18 protein-coding genes and 1 tRNA gene are annotated in these 17608 nt (G+C 68.5%); 9 read left to right on the top strand and 10 right to left on the bottom strand.

The genetic code is table 11. The features are described from left to right. Positions 1-10 precede the first annotated feature (10 nt). Entirely contained in the window at positions 11-640 is a 630-nt protein-coding gene (locus ABL308_07120; GenBank protein XBQ17645.1) for a helix-turn-helix transcriptional regulator, read from the top strand. A 61-nt stretch (positions 641-701) separates the two neighbouring features. Here ABL308_07120 and cydX read toward each other — a convergent pair whose 3' ends face one another. The 3 genes from cydX to ABL308_07105 are packed head-to-tail and all read right to left on the bottom strand — an operon-like array spanning position 702 to position 3582. After that, positions 702-827, bottom strand: a complete 126-nt coding sequence (cydX, locus tag ABL308_07115; protein XBQ17644.1) for a cytochrome bd-I oxidase subunit CydX — start codon at positions 825-827, stop codon at positions 702-704. A gap of 12 nt (positions 828-839) precedes the next feature. Beyond that, positions 840-1982 carry a cytochrome d ubiquinol oxidase subunit II gene (cydB, locus tag ABL308_07110; GenBank protein ID XBQ17643.1) on the bottom strand — a complete coding sequence of 381 codons (1143 nt, stop codon included), beginning with the start codon at positions 1980-1982 and terminating at the stop codon, positions 840-842. 10 nt (positions 1983-1992) lie between these two features. Continuing rightward, on the bottom strand, positions 1993-3582 hold the full coding sequence (locus ABL308_07105; GenBank protein XBQ17642.1) for a cytochrome ubiquinol oxidase subunit I: 1590 nt from the start codon (positions 3580-3582) through the stop codon (positions 1993-1995). A gap of 166 nt (positions 3583-3748) precedes the next feature. Here ABL308_07105 and cydD point away from each other — a divergent pair, with 166 nt between their 5' ends. Both cydD and cydC read left to right on the top strand, forming a co-directional pair. Further along, entirely contained in the window at positions 3749-5440 is a 1692-nt protein-coding gene (cydD, locus tag ABL308_07100; GenBank protein XBQ17641.1) for a thiol reductant ABC exporter subunit CydD, read from the top strand. Continuing rightward, positions 5437-7173, top strand: coding sequence for a thiol reductant ABC exporter subunit CydC (gene cydC / locus ABL308_07095; GenBank protein XBQ17640.1), 1737 nt, complete (start codon positions 5437-5439; stop codon positions 7171-7173). Before cydD ends, cydC begins: the two co-directional genes overlap by 4 nt. Here cydC and ABL308_07090 read toward each other — a convergent pair. Both ABL308_07090 and ABL308_07085 read right to left on the bottom strand, forming a co-directional pair. Next, a complete protein-coding gene (locus tag ABL308_07090; GenBank protein ID XBQ17639.1) occupies positions 7170-7391 on the bottom strand; it encodes a hypothetical protein in 222 nt (73 codons plus the stop codon). The genes cydC and ABL308_07090 overlap by 4 nt on opposite strands. Positions 7392-7636: 245 nt before the next feature. Next, a tRNA-Leu gene (locus ABL308_07085) sits at positions 7637-7723 on the bottom strand. Between the two features lie 114 nt (positions 7724-7837). On the opposite strand from ABL308_07085, the gene ABL308_07080 reads away from it, so the two are divergent. Both ABL308_07080 and ABL308_07075 read left to right on the top strand, forming a co-directional pair. Next, complete coding sequence (locus ABL308_07080) at positions 7838-8464, top strand: disulfide bond formation protein B (GenBank protein XBQ17638.1); 627 nt, start codon at positions 7838-7840, stop codon at positions 8462-8464. Further along, entirely contained in the window at positions 8461-9030 is a 570-nt protein-coding gene (locus ABL308_07075) for a demethoxyubiquinone hydroxylase family protein (protein ID XBQ17637.1), read from the top strand. Before ABL308_07080 ends, ABL308_07075 begins: the two co-directional genes overlap by 4 nt. Before the next feature lie 163 nt (positions 9031-9193). On the opposite strand, the gene ABL308_07070 is transcribed toward ABL308_07075, so the two are convergent. From ABL308_07070 to ABL308_07060, 3 genes are all read right to left on the bottom strand, one after another. Continuing rightward, the gene (locus tag ABL308_07070) at positions 9194-10039 is read right to left on the bottom strand and encodes an HAD family hydrolase (protein ID XBQ17636.1); all 846 of its coding nucleotides are present in this window, start codon (positions 10037-10039) and stop codon (positions 9194-9196) included. Positions 10040-10222: 183 nt separating this feature from the next. Then, complete coding sequence (locus ABL308_07065) at positions 10223-10789, bottom strand: HNH endonuclease (GenBank protein XBQ17635.1); 567 nt, start codon at positions 10787-10789, stop codon at positions 10223-10225. A 209-nt stretch (positions 10790-10998) separates the two neighbouring features. After that, a complete protein-coding gene (locus ABL308_07060) occupies positions 10999-11670 on the bottom strand; it encodes a phospholipase (GenBank protein XBQ17634.1) in 672 nt (223 codons plus the stop codon). A gap of 100 nt (positions 11671-11770) precedes the next feature. On the opposite strand from ABL308_07060, the gene gluQRS reads away from it, so the two are divergent. The 3 genes from gluQRS (at position 11771) to ABL308_07045 (ending at position 14294) form a co-directional block, all read left to right on the top strand. Continuing rightward, positions 11771-12643 carry a tRNA glutamyl-Q(34) synthetase GluQRS gene (gene gluQRS, locus ABL308_07055; protein XBQ17633.1) on the top strand — a complete coding sequence of 291 codons (873 nt, stop codon included), beginning with the start codon at positions 11771-11773 and terminating at the stop codon, positions 12641-12643. Positions 12644-12742: 99 nt separating this feature from the next. Beyond that, entirely contained in the window at positions 12743-13555 is an 813-nt protein-coding gene (locus ABL308_07050; GenBank protein XBQ17632.1) for a zinc ABC transporter permease, read from the top strand. Positions 13556-13586: 31 nt separating this feature from the next. Then, the gene (locus ABL308_07045; GenBank protein XBQ17631.1) at positions 13587-14294 is read left to right on the top strand and encodes a DUF2796 domain-containing protein; all 708 of its coding nucleotides are present in this window, start codon (positions 13587-13589) and stop codon (positions 14292-14294) included. 3 nt (positions 14295-14297) lie between these two features. On the opposite strand, the gene ABL308_07040 is transcribed toward ABL308_07045, so the two are convergent. Together ABL308_07040 and ABL308_07035 are read right to left on the bottom strand one after the other, a co-directional pair. Beyond that, entirely contained in the window at positions 14298-14831 is a 534-nt protein-coding gene (locus ABL308_07040) for a response regulator (GenBank protein XBQ17630.1), read from the bottom strand. Between the two features lie 82 nt (positions 14832-14913). Further along, a complete protein-coding gene (locus ABL308_07035; GenBank protein XBQ17629.1) occupies positions 14914-15258 on the bottom strand; it encodes a hypothetical protein in 345 nt (114 codons plus the stop codon). A 159-nt stretch (positions 15259-15417) separates the two neighbouring features. On the opposite strand from ABL308_07035, the gene uvrB reads away from it, so the two are divergent. Further along, positions 15418-17565 carry an excinuclease ABC subunit UvrB gene (uvrB, locus tag ABL308_07030; GenBank protein ID XBQ17722.1) on the top strand — a complete coding sequence of 716 codons (2148 nt, stop codon included), beginning with the start codon at positions 15418-15420 and terminating at the stop codon, positions 17563-17565. The last annotated feature ends 43 nt before the right edge of the window (positions 17566-17608 follow it).

The following is a 17608-nucleotide window of genomic DNA, read 5'->3' as shown; positions in this document are numbered from 1 at the left end:
AGTCTGTCCAATGAATTGGGGTGAAGAGCTCAAGGCGTTCCGCCAGCGCAGCGGTTTGAAGCAGGAGGCCGCCGCCCACCTGCTGGAAGTCAGCCAGGCGTACGTGTCACGGCTGGAGAACGGTGCGGCGACCCCGTCGCCCGATCTCGAGGAGCGGCTGCGCCGGCTTCTGACCGCGCCGTCGCACCGGCCGCTTTACGACCATATGCGGGCGCTGATCACGTATTCGCCGTTTCTGATGTCGCTGATCTCCGCGCGCGACGGCAAGGTCGTGGTGGAGGCCGCCAGCCGGCCGCTGACCGAAGCCGCGCCGTTCCAGGGGCTGGAGGTCGGCGATGTGATGAACATCGATCTCGGCGACGAGGCGAACGGCATCATTAACGAGCTGATGGAGACCGGCGCGTTCTCCGGCGAGATCGCCTACGCCGAGGTCCTGTGGACCTGGCCGGGCCGCAACGGAACTGGCGAGAGCCACTGGCGCACCGTCCAGACGCCGCTGAAGAAGGACGGCGGGGAGTGGGTGCTGTGCGCCTCGAACGTCGAGATCAGCGAAGACGAGAAGAAGCGTCTGACCGCCGAATGGGGCGGACGGACCCGGATGATCAGCTTCAACGAGGCGCCGCCGCCGCCCCTGATCTGACCGGCGGGTCTGCGAAGATAAAAACGGCCCCGGCGCTTCGCCGGGGCCGTTTTCGTTTCGCTCACCAGGCTTCGTGCGAGCTTCCGGTGTCGCCGCCGTCCGACAGGTGCAGCTCGTGCCACATCGCGTTCAGGATGGCGAAGGCGCAGGCCAGGCCGATGCCGAGGATCCAGGCGAAATACCACATGGCGTCTCTCCCTCAGTAGTAATCGCCCGAGGCGATGTCTTTTTCGGTGACCCGGCCGAACATCACGCGGAACGCCCAGGCGGTGTACAAAAGCACGATCGGCAGCAGCACGACCGTCGCGATCAGCATGATGAACAGCGTGCCGTGGCTCGACGAGCTGTTCCACACCGTCAGGCTCGAGGCCGCGTCCACGCTCGAGGGCAGGATGAAGGGGAACATCGACACGCCCACCGTAGCGATGATGCCCAGCGCGGACAGGTTCGAACCGGTGAAGGTCAGCGTCTCGGAGTTCATCCGGATTCCGGCGATCGCCAGCGCCGCGCCGGCGAAGCCCAGGAACGGCGCGATCATCGTCCAGGGCCGGGCGGCGTAATTATTGAGCCAGGCGCCGCCCTCGCGCACCGTCTCGGTCAGCAGCGGGTTTGACGGCCCGTTGGTGTCCACCGTGCTCGCGACATAGCCGAAATCGGCGAAGGCCACCCAGACGCCCCCGATCGCGAACAGCACCATCGAGGCGAGCGCGAAGGCCGGGGCGAGCGCCCGCGCCCGGTCACGCACCGGACCGTAGTCGAGCTTCATCGACAGCCAGGCCGCGCCGTGAAGCAGCAGCATGCTGACCGACAAAAGCCCGCACAGAAGCGCGAACGGATTGAGCAGGCCGAAAAAGCTGCCGTCCCAGAAAATCCTCAGATCATCGTCGAGACGGAAGGGCGCGCCGACCAGCACGTTGCCCACCGCCACGCCGAAGATCAGCGCCGGCACGAAGCCGCCGGTGAACAGCGCCCAGTCCCAGAAGCTCCGCCAGCGCCTGTCCTGGCGCTTGGAGCGGTACTTGAACCCCACCGGACGCAGGATCAGCGCGGCGAGCACCACGAACATGGCCAGATAGAAGGCGGAAAACGCCGTGGCGTAGACCATAGGCCAGGCCGCGAAGATCGCGCCGCCGCCCAGGATCAGCCAGACCTGATTGCCTTCCCAGGTCGGCCCCACCGTGTTGATCACCATGCGCCGTTCCATGTCGGTCTTCGCCACGAAAGGCAGAAGACCGGCGACGCCCAGATCGAAACCGTCGGTCAGCGCGAACCCGATCAGCAGGACGCCCAGAAGCGCCCACCAGATCACGCGCAGCATTTCGTATGAGAGCGGGATTTCCATCACTCGTTCCTCACTCGGCCGGGATCAGGCCGCGCGCGCCGTCGCGATCGCCGCGCGGGGCTTCGGGGGCGGGCCGTCCTTTTTCTTCCGGATAGGGGCCCTTGCGGATGAAGTGGACCATCAGCATCACCTCCACCACGGCGAGCACGCCGTACAGGACCGTGAAGCCGACCATGGTCAGGATGATCTGCTCGGCCGCGAGGCTGGACACGCCGAGGAAGGTCGGCAGAACGCCTTCGATGATCCAGGGCTGGCGGCCGTACTCGGCGAGGATCCACCCCAGCTCCGCCGCGATCCACGGAAGCGGCAACGAGACGAGCGCGAGCTTCAGGAACCAGCGGGTCTCGTGCTTGCGCATCGTGGACAGAACGAAGGCCGCGCCGAACAGGGCGATGAAGTAAAAGCCCAGGCCCGCCATCACCCGGAAGCTCCAGAACATGACCGGCACGTCGGGCACGGTGTCCCAGGCGGCCTGGCTGATCTGTTCGGGCGTGGCCTCGCGCGGATCCTCGACATAGCGCCTGAGCAGCATGCCGTAGCCGAGGTCGAACTTGCTCTCCTCGAACTGCGCGCGCGCTTCCATGTCGGCGGGATCGGCCCTCAGGCGCACCAGCGCGTCATAGGCGCCGATCCCGTTCTCCACCCGCGTTTCGGCCTGGGCGACGAGCGGCAGGATGCCTTCCACAGGGGTGTCGACCGACCGGGTGGCGATCAGGCCCAGAACCCAGGGGATGTCGATCGCGTGCTCGGTCTCCCGCGTCTCCATGTTGGGGAAACCCACCACGGTCAGCGGCGCGGGGGGCTCGTGGGTCTCCCACATGGCCTCCAGCGAGGCGAGCTTCATTTTCTGGTTGTCGGTGAGCGCGTAGCCGCTCTCGTCGCCCAGCACCACGACCGACAGCGCGCCGGCCAGGCCGAAGGCGCTGGCCACCGTCATCGAGCGCTTGGCGAAGCCGGTGAAGCGCCGGTTGAGCAGGAAGAAGGCCGAGATCGCCAGAACGAACAGCGCGCCGGTCACATAGCCCGCCGAGACGGTGTGCACGAATTTCGCCTGGGCGACAGGGTTGAAGATCACCGCCATGAAGTCGGTGATCTCCATGCGCATGGTGTCGGGATTGAACACCGCGCCGACCGGGTTCTGCATCCAGCCGTTGGCCACCAGGATCCACAGCGCGGACAGGTTCGTGCCCAGCGCCATCAGCCAGGTCGCGGCCAGGTGGCCGACCTTGCTCATCCGGTCCCAGCCGAAGAAGAACAGGCCCACCAGCGTGGCTTCGAGGAAGAAGGCCATCAGCCCCTCGATGGCCAGCGGCGCGCCGAACACGTCGCCCACATAGTGCGAGTAGTACGACCAGTTCATGCCGAACTGGAATTCCATGGTGATGCCGGTGGACACGCCCAGGACGAAATTGATCCCGAACAGCGCGCCCCAGAACTTCGTCATGTCCTTCCAGACCTGACGGCCGGTCATGACGTACACGCTCTCCATGATCGCCAGCATGAACGCCAGCCCCAGCGTGAGCGGGACGAACAGGAAGTGGTACATCGCGGTCAGCGCGAACTGCCACCGCGAAAGGTCGACGACATCCATGTCGATCATGCCGTTGGGCCTCCTGGCCGCCGCGCGCGGGCGGCCGAAATTTCCATATCCGGTCTACGGACTTGCCCCTTGATGCGCCTTTCAAACGCCGCTGGGCGCCCCGCAAGCTGTCGCATGGGACCGACTGCCGCAGACAAACCGCCCCCGAACCGTGTATGCGAGAGCCATGACTGACGCCGTGCTGACAGGCCCGACGGGCGCCGAGGCTGTGACCACAGACAAGGCCGCTCTGGGCAAGCTCCTGAATTCATGGAGAAAAGCGGGCCGCTCTGCAGAGCGCGCCGCCGCTGCGCTGGGCGTTTTGCAGTACGCTTTGTTCATCGGCTTCGCCTGGGGCGCGGCTTCGGCCGTGAGCGGTTTGGTCGCAGGCGAGCCCTGGTGGCCGGGGCTTTTGCTGGCGCTGGTCTGCGGGGGCTTGCGCGCGATCGCCCAGGGCGGCGAGACGCGGCTGGGCTTCGAGGCGAGCGCCCGCGTGCGCGCCCATGTGCGCCGCGCCGCCGCCGAGGCGCTGGCCCGGCGCGGCCCCGCCTTCGCCGAACGCACTGATTCCGGGGAGACGGCCTCTGCGCTGGTGGACGCGGTTGAGAAGCTCGACGGCTATTTCGGCCGCTACCGCCCGCTGGCGCCGGTCGTGGCGATCGCGCCGCTGCTGATCCTTGCGGCGGCCTACACCCAGTCCTGGGTGGTGGGAACGATCTTCCTCGTCACCGCTCCGGCGCTGATCATTTTCATGGCGCTGGTCGGGGCGGGCGCGGCGGCGGCGAGCCGCGATCAGCTCGCCACGCTCAGGCGGCTCGCGGGCCGGTTCAACGACCGGCTCCAGGCGCTCGAGACCCTGAACGCCTTCAACGCCGCCGGCCGCGAGCGCGAGGGGCTGGCCGCGGCCAGCGAGGACTTCAGAAAGCGCACCATGAAGGTGCTGGCGCTCGCCTTCCTGTCCTCGACCATCCTTGAATTTTTCGCCGCCATCGCGGTCGCGGGCACGGCGGTCTATGTCGGCTTCGCGCTTTTAGGCGAGCTGCCCTTCGATCCGGGCGAGAGCATCGATCTCAAGGCCGGTCTGTTCGTGCTGATCCTGGCGCCGGAATACTATCTGCCCCTGCGGCGGCTTTCTGCGGCCTATCACGACCGCGCCGACGCCGAAGCCGGCGCCGAAGCGCTCGCGCCCTTCTTCGCCGGCGATATGAACGCCGCCGCCCCGGCCTCGCGCCGGCTGACTGAGGCCCCAGCAATCACGTTCAGGAACGCCGGATCGGTCTACGCCGACGGGCGGCGCGGGCTCTCTTCGCTCAGCTTCACCGCCGAGGCGGGAAAGATCACCGCGCTCTGGGGCGCGTCAGGCGCGGGCAAATCCACCGCGCTGAAGCTGCTGATGGGTTACGCCCCGCTCAGCGAAGGCGTGATCGAGGCCGACGGCGCCGCGCTCGACGGTCCGCTCATCGGCCAGGCCGCCTGGATCGCCCAGCGCCCGCGGGTCTTTCACGGCAGCCTGCGCGACAACATCACCCTGTTCGACCCGCAGATCGGCGAGGCTGCGATCGCTGCGGCCGCCGAGGCGGCGGGCGTCACCGATTTCGCCGCCAGCCTGCCTGACGGGCTCGACACGCGGGTGGGCGATCGCGGCTACGGGCTGTCTGGCGGTCAGGCCCAGCGCGTGGCGCTGGCGCGCGCTCTGGCCGTCGACATGAAGCTGCTTCTGCTCGACGAGCCCACCGCCCATCTCGACGGCGAAGCCGAAGCGCGCTTCCTCGACGCACTCAGACGCGCAGCGCAGGGGCGCACCGTGATCATCGCCACGCACAGCCCGGCCGTCCGCGCGATCTGCGACGCGGTCGTGGAGATGGAGGCGCGGGCGTGAAGGACTTACGCTTCTTCCTCAGCCTGGCGCGTCCGGACCGCTGGTGGCTGCGCCTGGGCGCGGCGCTCGCGGCGATCACCCTGCTCGCCGGCATAGGACTTCTGTCTCTTTCGGGCTGGTTCATCACCGCCTCGGCGATCGCCGGGCTCGCGGGCGCAGGCCGGGCGTTCAATTACCTGTTCGCCTCGGGCGGGGTGCGCGCCTTCGCCATGGGCCGGACCGCCGGGCGCTACGCCGAGCGCATGGTCACCCATAACGCCACCTTCCGGGTGCTCGCCCGGCTGCGGCTGTGGGTGTTCGACCAGGCCGCGCCGCTGGCGCCAGGCCGGCTGGGCACGTTCCGGGGCGGGGATTTGCTGGCGCGGGTGACCGGCGACGTCGACGCGCTCGACAATCTCTATCTCCGCCTCGTCACCCCGGTCTTCGCGGCGGTCTGCGGCGCGATTTTCGCCGGCGTGATCCTCGCCCTCTTCGCTCCGGCCGCGCTCCTGCCCGTGCTGGGGATCTTCGTTCTGGCCGGCGTGGTCCTGCCGCTTCTCGCCGCGCGCAGCGGGGGAGAAGCCGGCGCGAGCGCAGCCGATAACGCCGCCGAGGCGCGCGCCGAAGCGGGCGATCTCGCCGCCGGGCTCGCCGAGCTCAAGGCCTATGGCGCGGACGCGCGGCTGGTGGGACGGCTGGACGCGGCCAGCACGCGCTGGATCGGCGCGCAGCGTTCGCTGGCCCGGACTGGGCTGTTTGATTCCGCGCTGCTCGCGCTCGCAGGCCCCCTCGCCTTCGTCGCCGGCGTAGCCAGCGCGGCGGCCTCGGGCGCGCCCGCGCCGCTGGCCGCGCTCGCCGGCTTCGTCGCGTTCGGCCTGTTTGAAGCCGCCGCCCCGCTTGTCACGGCCGCCGAGGCTTACGGCCAGACCGCTCGCTCGGCCCGCAGGCTCAGGGCGCTCAGTGAAATCCCGCCCACCTACGCCGAGCCTGCGCAACCCGCCGCCGCGCCAGCGCGATCCGATATCGGCGTTCAGGGGGTGAGCTTCACCTATCCGGGCGCGGACCGCGCGGCGATCGAGGACGTCTCGCTCGCCTTGCCCGAAGGCGGGCGGCTGGCGCTGGTCGGCGCGTCGGGATCGGGCAAGTCCACGCTCATCAAGCTGCTGATGCGGTTTTACGAGCCTGACGCGGGGACGATTACGCTGGGCGGCGCGCCGCTCTCCACCCTGGCGGCCGCCGACGTGCGTGCGCGCTTCGCTCTGGTCGATCAACGCGCCGAGCTTCTGTCGACGACGGTGCGCGCCAATCTCAGACTGGCCGATCCGGAAGCGGACGAGCACCGGCTGTGGGACGCGCTGGAACGCGCGCGCGCGGCCGAGTTCGTCCGCAAGATGCCTGACGGGCTTCTGACCTGGATCGGCGAGCAGGGCGGGCTCGTTTCGGGGGGGCAGGCGCGGCGCATCGCACTGGCGCGCGCCTTCCTGAAGGACGCGCCGGTCATGCTGCTGGACGAGCCCACCGAGGGCCTGGACGAGGACACCGAGCGCGAGTTCCTCGACGCCCTCGACGCCTGGCTGAACGAAGACGGCCGCCGCTCGGTGCTGATCGTCACCCACCGCGCGAAGCTGCTCGAGCGCGCCGACAGCGCCGTCGTGCTCGAACACGGCCGCATCGCCGAAGCCGGCGCGGTCAGGGACCTCTCAGGCGCAGGCGGGCCGTTCGACCGCCTGTTTCCGGCGCTGACGCGGGCCTAATCCCAGAACCGCCACCAGGGCGAAGGCTCTTCGGGCTGGTGGATGCCGAGCCATTCGCGCACCTGCGCGATGACCGGATCGAGCCGCTCCCAGACGGGAAGATAGGTCTGGATGAATTCGTCCCCGGCCGGCCATGCGATCGAGACGATCAGCGCGCCCATGAACACCGTGACCAGTATGGTCAGGATCGGCTTGAAAACGTCCCCGATGAACTTCATGCGCCCCTCCTTCAACAAAGAAGCGCGGTCATTTTCGCGCAGCGGCGCCTGAACCGCTTGTGAATTGTGGTGGGGGTATCTGTCTCCCCCCGCGTGCGGGGGGAGGACATCGGCGCACGGCGCGCCGCGAGCGCCCGGCAGGGCGCGAGCCTCAGGAAAAATGTCCGCCTTCGCCTGCGGCTTCGGCGCGACAGCCTTCGCACGGCCACCGGCCTGCCGAGCCGAAGCGCCGGAGGCGCGAAGGCTGGTACGGGCGGTCGGACTCGAACCGACAAGGTCGCAAAACCGGGGGATTTTGAGTCCCCTGCGTCTACCAATTCCGCCACGCCCGCGCGCTGCGAGCCCCGTCTATCGCCTGAAACCGGGCCGAGGTGAAGAGAAAGTCGCACGCTTCAGCCGCTGCGCACCCTCGCGCGGCGGAACCGGAGCGGTTAAGTTCGGCCGCGATGAACCGCTTGTCCGACCTCGTCTCCGCCGCCCTCAGACCCGACCGCTGGCCGCTTTTCGGCGCGCTGGCGGCCGCCGGCATGCTGCTGGCCGCTTTCGCGTTCGAGGTCTTCGGAAACTACCCGCCCTGTCCGCTCTGCATCGAGCAGCGCTGGGTGCATGTCTGGGCGCTCGTTCTGGGCCTTGCGGGCTTCACCTTGGTTCATGTGGTGCGCGGCCTGGGCCCGCGCGCGGCGCGCGACGCGGCCCGGGCGCTCGAACCGGTCATGGCCGGCTCGCGGCTCAAGCGCTACTGGCTGGCGCTCAGGGCGCCGGCGGGGATCGGACGCATCGCCTGCGTCGCGCTGGCCGCCGTCTTCGCCTGGTCGGTCGTGGTCGCGGGCCATCACGCCGGGGTCGAGTACGGCTGGTGGACCTATGACTGCCAGGCCAGCGACATTTCCGGCATTTCGGTCGACGATCTGCTCGCCGGGCTGGAGCGCGCGCAGAACGTGGTGCTGTGCGAGGATCCCGCCTGGATGTTCCTGGGCGTTTCGATGGCGGGCTACAACGCGCTCGCCAGCGCGCTATTTGCTGGTCTGAGCCTCATCGCCGTGTTCCGCAGCCCGTCCTGGAGGGTGCTATGAGCTTCACCCGCAAGACCGTCCGCCGCCCCGGCCGCACCCGCGACGACCGCCGCATCGCCGAGATGGTCCGCGTCGACCATGCCGGCGAGTACGGCGCGGTGCGCATCTACAAGGGCCAGCGCGCGATCTTCGCCGACCAGCCGTCGAAATCGCGCATCGCCGGCCAGCTGCAGCGCATGGAAGCCGACGAGCAGCACCATCTGGACGCGTTCGACGACCATATCCGCTCAGGCCTCGCCCGGCCCACCTTGCTGGGCCCGGTCTGGGACGTGGCGGGCTTCGCTCTCGGGGCTGTGACCGCCTTCATGGGCGAGCGCGCCGCGCACGCCTGCACCGAGGCGGTCGAAAACGTCATCGAGGGCCATTACGGCCGCCAGGTCGAACAGCTGCGGCTGATGGGCGAGACCGAACTCGCCGACCAGTTCGCGCAGTTCCAGGCCGAAGAGGTCGCCCACAAGGACCTCGCCGTGGACGAAGGCGCGAAGGACGCGCCCGGCTATCCCCTGCTCAGCGCAGCCATCACCGCAGGCTGCCACGCCGCGATCGCGGTGACGCAGCGGGTCTAACCCCATTCCAGCCCGGTTAGTCTTTGAGAGAGCCGGGCCCGGCGCCCTCCCTCCCCTGCCGCAAACGCGAACTCAAGACCGTCTCGCCCCCACCCCGGCCCTCCCCCGAGGGGGAGGGAGGGATGAACTCGCGCCGGGGTCAGCCTCGGAAAAGGCCGCCCCCCTAACCCCGCTCCAGGCCCTTGAGGCGCTCCACCGCGGCCATCTTGTCGATCACTGCGTGAACATAGACGTCCAGCGGCGCGCCTTCGGAATAGTCCGCGTCGGCGGTGAACTGCACGCGGCGCTCGGCCTTGAGCTTGGCGGTCTTTTTCGCCAGCGCCTCGTCGCCGGGCGGGTGGACCGCGATGGACACCCCGCCCTGCTCCTTCACCGTGCGCATGCAGGGCACGTCGGTGTCCCCGTCGCCGATATAGATCATGTTGCGGAAGGGCACCGGCCGGTCGTCCTCGGGAATGTATTTGTTGACCTCGGCGTGGTCGGACAGGTCGAGCGCGCCCTTGTTGATGCGGAACAGGAACTGGGTCTTGTTGGTGTAGTTCACCGCCGCGGCGGCCCATTCGGGTACGTCGTCGGCGTTGTACTTGAACTCGCTGGCGAAGATCGCATCGAAGCTCGGCCCGACCGCGCTGGCGCGGATCATCTCCTTCAGGCCCGAGCTGATGATGAAGTGCTGCACCGCCACGCCCTGCTCGGCGCCGTAGGCGCGCAGCCGGTCGAACCAGCCTTCCGCCACGCCGGGAAAGAAGGCGATGCGCTGGCCGTGCCGCTCGATGTCCTCGCGGCGGAAGCGCACGTCCTCGCGCCGGGCGGCCTTCACCATCTCGTGCATGTAGACGAGGATGTTGTCCGCCCCCAGCCGGGCCGCCTCCCCGTTCACCCGCTTCCAGAACGCCTCCTTGGCCTCGCCGATCTCGGGGATGAAGGAATGCTCCTGCATCGAGCCGGGGCTGAGCGTGCCGTCGAAATCATAGGCGATGGCGATGGTCGGGGTGCGGGTCTGGGTCATGCGAACTCGAACGGTGAGATGTCCTCCCCGTTTACGGGGGAGGTGGTCGCGAAGCGACCGGTGGGGGCGGCGCAGAGGTTAGACTGGAGGCGATGCGCTGCAAATCAACGCAAGGCGCCGCCCCCCTCGCCCCGGATCAAGTCCGGGCCACTCCCCCCGTGAACGGGGGGAGAAAGACGCCCCTCACTCCTCCAGCGTGATGTCCCAGTACAGGTAGTCGAGCCAGCTTTCGTGGAGGTATTTCGGCGGGAAGCGGCGGCCCTGGGCCTGCAGCTGGTGCATGTTGGGCCGCTCGGCGTGCTGCAATAGCGGCATCTTCGCTTCGCGCGGGGTGCGGCCGCCCTTCTTGAGGTTACACGGCGCACAAGCCGCCACGATATTGTCCCAGGTCGTCCGGCCGCCGTATGCGCGCGGCACCACGTGATCGAAGGTCAGCTGGTCGAGCTTGTTCGTGCCGCAATACTGACAGCGGAAGCCGTCGCGCAGGAAGACGTTGAACCGGGTGAAGGCGGGCGGCCGGTCCTGGCTGACATAGTCGCGCAGCGCCACGATGCTGGGCGCGGCCATGGACAGGGACGGGCTGCGGATCAGCGTGTCGTATTCGCTGACGATGTCCACCCGCTCGAGGAAGACGGCCTTGACCGCCTCCTGCCAGGGCCAGGTGGAGAGCGGATAATACGACAGGGGCTGGTAGTCCGCGTTCAGGACCAGGCAACGGAGATCTTCAGGCGCGTCCTTAAACACGCGCATGACGACCTCCCGATAGCGTGCCGAGAGGCCGGCGGCGCGGGGCGAGCCCCATATATGACAGCAGCGTCCTGAAGACGCGCCTCCCTCAAGTCCAGGCCCCTGAATCCATGAAACGAATCACAGAGGCGGTTTCCGGGTCGGCCGCACTTTAACCGAACTGGCGTGACGCGGACATGACAACGCGCAGACAGCTCTTTGACAACACCGGCTCAGAGCGCGCGGTCGACCAGCCTGCCCTCGGTGGCCGTCTTGATGAACCGCGCGCCGAGCTCCAGCCCGTCCTGGCCGATCGAGTGCGGCACGCCGTAGGAGATGTGAAACTCCGCCCCGTGTCCCGCCGCGCAAAGCCCCTGCGCGGCCATCAACGTCATGCCCAGCGGCAGCACCTCGTCCTGATCGCCGTGGATCAGCATGATCGGGGGCTTTGCGGTCATCTCGTCCTTCAGCCGCTCGGGCCCGGCCAGCGCGCCGGAATACCCGAGGATCCCCGCCGGCGCGGCCGGACGCCTGAGCCCGGTGTGCAGCGCCATCATCGTGCCTTGCGAGAAACCCACCAGCACCAGATCGCGATCGGTCAGCCCCCAGCGCTTGAGCTCGGACTTGACGAACTGTTCGGCGCTGGCGTGCGCGCTCCTCACCCCCTGCTCCATCAGGGCGGGGTCCAGCCGGCTGATCGGGAACCACTGATAGCCGCCGGGAAAGCCGGGCACGGGTTCGGGCGCGTTCGGGCTCGCCCAGGCGATGTCGGGAAACTGCGGCGCCCAAGCCTGGGCCAGCCCCGCCAGATCCTGCCCGTTCGAGCCGTAGCCGTGAAACAGCACCACGAGCTTTTTCGCCGTGCCCGATTTGGGCGCGATGCGCGGCCCGTCGATGAGGATCATGTGCGGCTCCCTTCGCTCTGCGGCGCGATCATATGGGGGGCGCCCCGCAAGAAAAAGCCTCGCGTCGACCCCGCGTACAGGCGGTGCTAACCGATAGGCCATGACCGGTTTCCTCACCCGCTTCGCCCCCTCGCCGACAGGCCTTCTGCATCTGGGCCACGCCTTCTCCGCGCTGACCGCCTTTGAAGCGGCGAAGGCGGCGGGCGGGACGTTCCTGCTGCGCATCGAGGATATCGACACCGCGCGCTGCAGGACCGAGTTCGAAGAGGCGATCTACACCGACCTCAAATGGCTGGGTCTGAGCTGGCCCGAGCCCGTCCGCCGGCAGAGCGCGCACCTTCCCGAATATCGCCGCGTGATCGAGACGCTGGCCGGGCGGGGCCTCGTCTATCGCTGCTTCAAGACCCGCAAGGAGATCGCAGACGAGATCGATCGCGCGCCGCACCATCCCGGCGAAGGGCCCGAGGGCGTCATCTATCCCGGCCCCGACCAGCCGCTGAGCGGCGCCGAAGAGGCCGCCCTGCTCGCCGAGGGCAAGCCCTACGCCTGGCGGCTGTCGATCGCGGCCTGCCGCGACGCGCTGGGCGCAGGCTGGGACACGCTGAGCTTCATCGAGGAAGGCGAAGGCCCGGCCGGCGAGCACGGCCTGGTCAAAGCCCGGCCCGAAACCCTGGGCGACGTGATCCTGGGCCGCAAGGATGTCGGCGCGAGCTATCACGTCGCCGCCGTGCATGACGACGCGCTACAGGCCGTCACCCACGTGATCCGCGGCCAGGACCTGTTCTTCGCCACCCATCTGCATGCGCTGCTGCAGCGCCTGCTCGGCCTGCCCCGCCCGATCTACCGCCATCACCGCCTGCTGCTGGACGAAACCGGCAAGCGCTTCGCCAAACGCGACCGCGCCATGACCCTGCAGGCCATGCGCGACGCCGGCATGAGCGCAGAGGAGGTGCGCGCGACGGCGGGGGTGTGAGGGGGCGTTAGGGGACGCGCCCGACCATCGCTTGCCCGCCGCGCGAGGAGGGCGTAAGACGGGCGGCGATATATTATAACGTCACCAGAAAGACCGCCCGTGACGCCCGTGCTCGCTTCGATCCTGTTCGGCGCCGCCGCCGCCGCCGTCGCCTTTCTGGCGCTGGTCATGGTGCGTTTCGCGGCCGGTTTCACCCGCGCGAACGGGCCGGTCTTCGCCGCCTTCGCCGGCGGGATCGTGATCACCATCGCGCTGGTGCATCTTCTGCCCCGCGCGCTGGCGGGCGGAGAGGGCGCGCCCTGGCTGGTCCTGGCCGGGTTCGGCGCGGGCTTTCTTCTGCACGCCGCCGCCGGGATCGGCGCGCACCATCCTGAAGCGGTCCGGCGCGGCGCGGCCTTCGCGCCGGTCGCCGCGATCGCGCTGCACTCCGTGCTCGACGGGCTGGTCTATTCGGTGACGCTCACGGTGGACGCCGTCGCCGGGTTCGGCGCGGCCGCCGGCCTGGTCCTGCATGAGCTGCCCGAGGCGGTGGTGTGCTTCGTGCTGTTGCAGCGCGCCGGGCTGAGCGACCGGGCGAGCCTGATCGGCGCCTGGCTGGCCGCCGGCGCCACCACCTTCGCAGCCGCCGCGTTGTCCGCGCCGTACGCCGCCGGTCTGGAGCCGGGCCATCTCGATGCGCTGTTCGCGGTGGTGGCCGGCTTGCTGCTGCATGTCGGCGCGGCGCGGCTGATGACCGAAGCCGCCGAGATCGGCCTTCTGCGCGGCGGCGGCGCGGTGATCGCCGGCGCCGGCGTCGCCGCGCTGATGAGCCTCGCGCACGCCGGGCACGATCACGGCCATGACGCGCACGACGGCCATGATCACGCCGGATTCGACAGGCCTGATTTCAGGCCGGTCTCGCACGAACCCTGAGCCCGCCCCCCTGCACCGGAGGAGATCTTCGATGACCCGCACGCTCGCCCTCGCCGCCGCCCTGTCGCTCTCCACCGCCCTGCCCGCGCTCGCCCAGGATGCGGACGGCATGCGCCAGCTCGGCGCCCATGTGCACGGCGCGGCCGAACTGCTCGTCGCGGTGAACCCGGACGGTACGGCCGTCGCCGAGCTCTCCGGCGCGGCGTGGAACTTCTTCGGCTTCGAAGGCGCGATTCAGACCGAGGCCCAGCGCCGGACCGTCGCCGACGCCCGCGCGCGCCTGACGGCCGGGGGGCTGGTGACCTTCTCCGAGCGGGCGGGCTGCACCCTGACCGACACGGTGATCATGGGCGCGCCCGAGGCCGGCGAGGCCGCCCACGACCCCGATCATGACGGGCACGGGCACGGCCATGACAGAGCGCATGATCACGACCACGAACACGGTCACGATCATGACGAAAGCGACCACGATCACGGCCATGATCACGCACACGAACATGGCGAGCACGACCACGATCACGCCGATCATGACCATGGGGACCACGATCACGGCGCGCATAACGACGTGGTGGTGAACTGGACCTTCGCCTGCGACGCGCCCGAGCGGATCGGCCATGTCGACGCGTCAGGTCTGTTCGAAGGCTTCGGCGGCCTGGAACGGTTAGAAATTCAATATCTTGATACCAGAACCGCGACCGCCGGCCAGCTCACGCCCGCCGCCCCGCGACTGGGTCTCTAGCGCCTAGTCCGCGCCGAAGTTGAGGTCGTCGCCGTCCTCGTCCTGCTTGTCGGTCGCGCGCCGCCACGGGCCTGAATAGCGCGGGTCCTGGCGGCGCCGGCGGTCCGGGCCGAAATAGCCCGGCGCCTTGACGAAGCGGCGCGGCCGTTCGATCAGCGAAACCAGGCGGTTATAGAGATCCACAGGCCGGACCGGCTTGGCGAGATACTCGTTCACCCCGGCGTTGATCGCCTCCATCACCTTGGTCCGGTCGGTATGACCCGACACCATGATGATGGGCAGATACTTGTTGGGACTGTCGGACGCGGTCCGGGTCAGCCGGGTGAACTCCAGCCCGTCCACGTCGCCGAGCATGTAGTCGACCAGAGCGAGATCGGGGTTGGAGGCGCGCATCGTCTCGAACGCGTCGGCCGCATCGCGCGTCTCCACGATGGAGCGGACGCCGAACCCCTGAAGGATCGTGCGCAGGATGGTCGACATGTGGGCGTTGTCCTCGAGAATGAGGACGCGCACCCGCTCGAAACTGCCCTGCGACATCGGCTGATCCGGGGGTTGGAGACGATTCTGCGCCATGCTGACGGGCAAGCGTTAACCAAGGCTTGCCCGGCGGCGCGGAAGATCAGCCGTCTTCAGGCGCGGCCTCGGCCGCCGCGTCGCCTTCGGCCGGAGCGGGTTGGGCGGGCGCCGCGTCGCCCGTGTCGGCCTGCCGGGCGCTGATCAGCGCTTCGGAGAAAGACCGGTTCGAGAACGACTCCTCGGCCGAAGCCAGCTGGCCCGTCCCAGCACCTGCGTCGTCCTCGGGCAAAAACACCCAGACGAGCCCGCCCAGCGTCAGCACCACCAGCACCAGCAGCGTGATCCGCGCCGCACCCTGCCCGGCCGAGCCGAATCCCGAGGTTCCGTCTCCGGCCGGTCCGATTCCGGCGCCGGCGGTCTGGTCGGCGAGGTCTGCGCGTTCGGTCATGGCGGAGGCGCTCCACGTCAGCTGTAAACACCTCAGGGGAAAGCCTCTGCGCCGCGCGCGGTTCCGCCCCTGTTCCAGCGCGGCCGGCGGGTCCATATTGCGCCCATGCCACGGATCACCACCGACGACTCCGCCCTCACCCCGCCCGGCGTCTCCGACATGGGCCAGGCCGACTTCACGCTGGACGAGGTCGCCGGCTCGGACATCAAGGACCCGCTGAGCCTGCCGGCGAACTGGACGCCCCACCGCCCGGCCCGGCCGGAGAAAAGCGAGGGCGGCCGCAGGTTCGAGCTGGTCAGCGAGTACGAACCCACCGGCGACCAGCCCGCCGCCATCAAGGAGCTGGTCGAGGGCGTGCATGCCTCCGAAAGAGACCAGGTGCTGCTCGGGGTCACCGGCTCGGGCAAGACCTTCACCATGGCGAAGGTGATTGAAAAACTTCAGAAGCCCGCGCTCGTGCTCGCCCCGAACAAGACGCTCGCCGCGCAATTATATGGCGAGTTCAAGTCCTTTTTTCCGAATAACGCCGTCGAATACTTTGTTTCGTATTACGACTACTACCAGCCCGAGGCGTATGTGCCGCGGACCGATACCTATATCGAGAAGGAATCCACCATCAACGAGGCCATCGACCGGATGCGCCACGCCGCCACCCGGTCGATCCTGGAGCGCGACGACGTCATCATCGTGGCCAGCGTCAGCTGCATTTACGGCATCGGCTCGGTGGAGACCTACACCGCCATGGTGTTCGACCTGAAGGAGGGCGCCAGCAAGGACCCCCGCCAGCTCATGCGCGACCTCGTGGCCCTGCAGTACCAGCGCAACGACGCCGCCTTCCAGCGCGGCACGTTCCGGGTGCGCGGCGACACGGTGGAGATCTTCCCCGCCCACTATGACGAGCACGCCTGGCGGGTCAGCTTTTTCGGCGACGAGATCGAGGCGATCACCGAGTTCGAGGTCCTCACCGGCAAGCCCACCGGCCGGCTCGAGCAGGTCCGCGTCTACGCGAACTCGCACTACGTCACCCCGCGCCCCACGCTCAACCAGGCCATCAAGGAGATTAAGACCGAGCTCACCGAGCGCCTTGCCTGGCTCGAAGCCAACGGCAAGCTGCTGGAAGCCCAGCGCCTGCAGCAGCGCACCGAGTTCGACCTCGAAATGCTCGAGGCCACCGGCTCGTGCCAGGGCATCGAGAACTATTCGCGCTACCTCACCGGCCGCAAGCCCGGCGAGCCCCCGCCCACCATGTTCGAATACCTGCCCGACGACGCGCTGGTCTTCGTCGATGAAAGCCACCAGACCGTCCCCCAGCTCGGCGCCATGTTCCGCGGCGACTTCAACCGCAAGCGCACCCTGGCCGAGCACGGCTTCCGCCTGCCCAGCTGCATGGACAACCGCCCGCTGAAATTCGAGGAGTGGGAGGCCATGCGCCCGCCCACCATCCACGTCTCCGCCACGCCGGGGCCGTGGGAATTAAACCAGACCGGCGGCGTCTTCACCGAGCAGGTCATCCGCCCCACAGGGCTCGTCGATCCGCCCGTGGAGGTCCGCCCCGTGCAGGCGGAGAACCACTCCCAGGTCGACGACATCATCGCGGAGGCGCGCAACACGGCCGAAAAGGGCCTGCGCACGCTCGTCACCACGCTGACCAAGCGCATGGCCGAAGACCTCACCGAATACATGCACGAGCAGGGCCTGCGCGTGCGCTACATGCATTCCGACGTCGACACGGTCGAACGCATCGAGCTGATCCGCGATCTGCGCCTGGGCCATTACGACGTGCTGGTGGGCATCAACCTGCTGCGCGAGGGCCTCGACATCCCCGAATGCGGCCTCGTCGGCATTCTCGACGCCGACAAGGAGGGCTTCCTCAGAAGCGAGACGAGCCTCGTACAAACCATCGGCCGCGCCGCGCGCAACGCCGAGGCCAAGGTCATCCTCTACGCCGACCGGATCACCGGCTCCATGCAGCGCGCCATGGAGGAGACCGACCGCCGCCGCGAGAAACAGACCGCCCATAATCTGGAGCACGGGATCACCCCACGAACAGTCGTGCGCGGCGTCTCCGACGTGCTCGAAGGCGTCATGGAAAAAACCGCCAAGGGCAGAGGCCGAGGCCGCAGCCAGAAACGCGCCGACGGCGTCGCCGAGGAGCAGGCGAAGTTCGAACCCAACAATCTCAAGGCCGCGATCGCGGATCTGGAGAAACGTATGCGCGAGGCTGCGGCGAATCTGGAGTTTGAGGAGGCGGCGCGGCTGAGGGATGAGGTGAAGCGGTTGGAGAAGGAGGCGGCGGGCTCATCCTGATGTGCGAAGCGCAGCTGAGTCTCGAAGGGTGAGGAGGCGGTTC

The sequence above is a fragment of the Oceanicaulis sp. genome, assembly GCA_040112665.1.
Classification (GTDB): Bacteria; Pseudomonadota; Alphaproteobacteria; order Caulobacterales; family Maricaulaceae; genus Oceanicaulis.
The sequence above is the reverse complement of the archived record's forward strand: the minus strand, read 5'-3'. Positions and strand labels throughout refer to the sequence as shown.

Bases quoted from the DNA above. Each gene is read 5' to 3' on its own strand.
- ABL308_07120 (XBQ17645.1), top strand. From the start codon at position 11: ATGAATTGGGGTGAAGAGCTCAAGGCGTTCCGCCAGCGCAGCGGTTTG.
- ABL308_07070 (XBQ17636.1), bottom strand. From the start codon at position 10,039: ATGACCCAGACCCGCACCCCGACCATCGCCATCGCCTATGATTTCGAC.
- uvrB (XBQ17722.1), top strand. From the start codon at position 15,418: ATGGGCCAGGCCGACTTCACGCTGGACGAGGTCGCCGGCTCGGACATC.
- cydD (XBQ17641.1), top strand. From the start codon at position 3,749: ATGACTGACGCCGTGCTGACAGGCCCGACGGGCGCCGAGGCTGTGACC.
- cydX (XBQ17644.1), bottom strand. From the start codon at position 827: ATGTGGTATTTCGCCTGGATCCTCGGCATCGGCCTGGCCTGCGCCTTC.
- ABL308_07040 (XBQ17630.1), bottom strand. From the start codon at position 14,831: ATGTCGCAGGGCAGTTTCGAGCGGGTGCGCGTCCTCATTCTCGAGGAC.
- ABL308_07090 (XBQ17639.1), bottom strand. From the start codon at position 7,391: ATGAAGTTCATCGGGGACGTTTTCAAGCCGATCCTGACCATACTGGTC.
- ABL308_07075 (XBQ17637.1), top strand. From the start codon at position 8,461: ATGAGCTTCACCCGCAAGACCGTCCGCCGCCCCGGCCGCACCCGCGAC.
- cydB (XBQ17643.1), bottom strand. From the start codon at position 1,982: ATGGAAATCCCGCTCTCATACGAAATGCTGCGCGTGATCTGGTGGGCG.
- ABL308_07045 (XBQ17631.1), top strand. From the start codon at position 13,587: ATGACCCGCACGCTCGCCCTCGCCGCCGCCCTGTCGCTCTCCACCGCC.
- ABL308_07105 (XBQ17642.1), bottom strand. From the start codon at position 3,582: ATGATCGACATGGATGTCGTCGACCTTTCGCGGTGGCAGTTCGCGCTG.
- ABL308_07035 (XBQ17629.1), bottom strand. From the start codon at position 15,258: ATGACCGAACGCGCAGACCTCGCCGACCAGACCGCCGGCGCCGGAATC.
- ABL308_07080 (XBQ17638.1), top strand. From the start codon at position 7,838: ATGAACCGCTTGTCCGACCTCGTCTCCGCCGCCCTCAGACCCGACCGC.
- ABL308_07060 (XBQ17634.1), bottom strand. From the start codon at position 11,670: ATGATCCTCATCGACGGGCCGCGCATCGCGCCCAAATCGGGCACGGCG.
- gluQRS (XBQ17633.1), top strand. From the start codon at position 11,771: ATGACCGGTTTCCTCACCCGCTTCGCCCCCTCGCCGACAGGCCTTCTG.
- ABL308_07065 (XBQ17635.1), bottom strand. From the start codon at position 10,789: ATGCGCGTGTTTAAGGACGCGCCTGAAGATCTCCGTTGCCTGGTCCTG.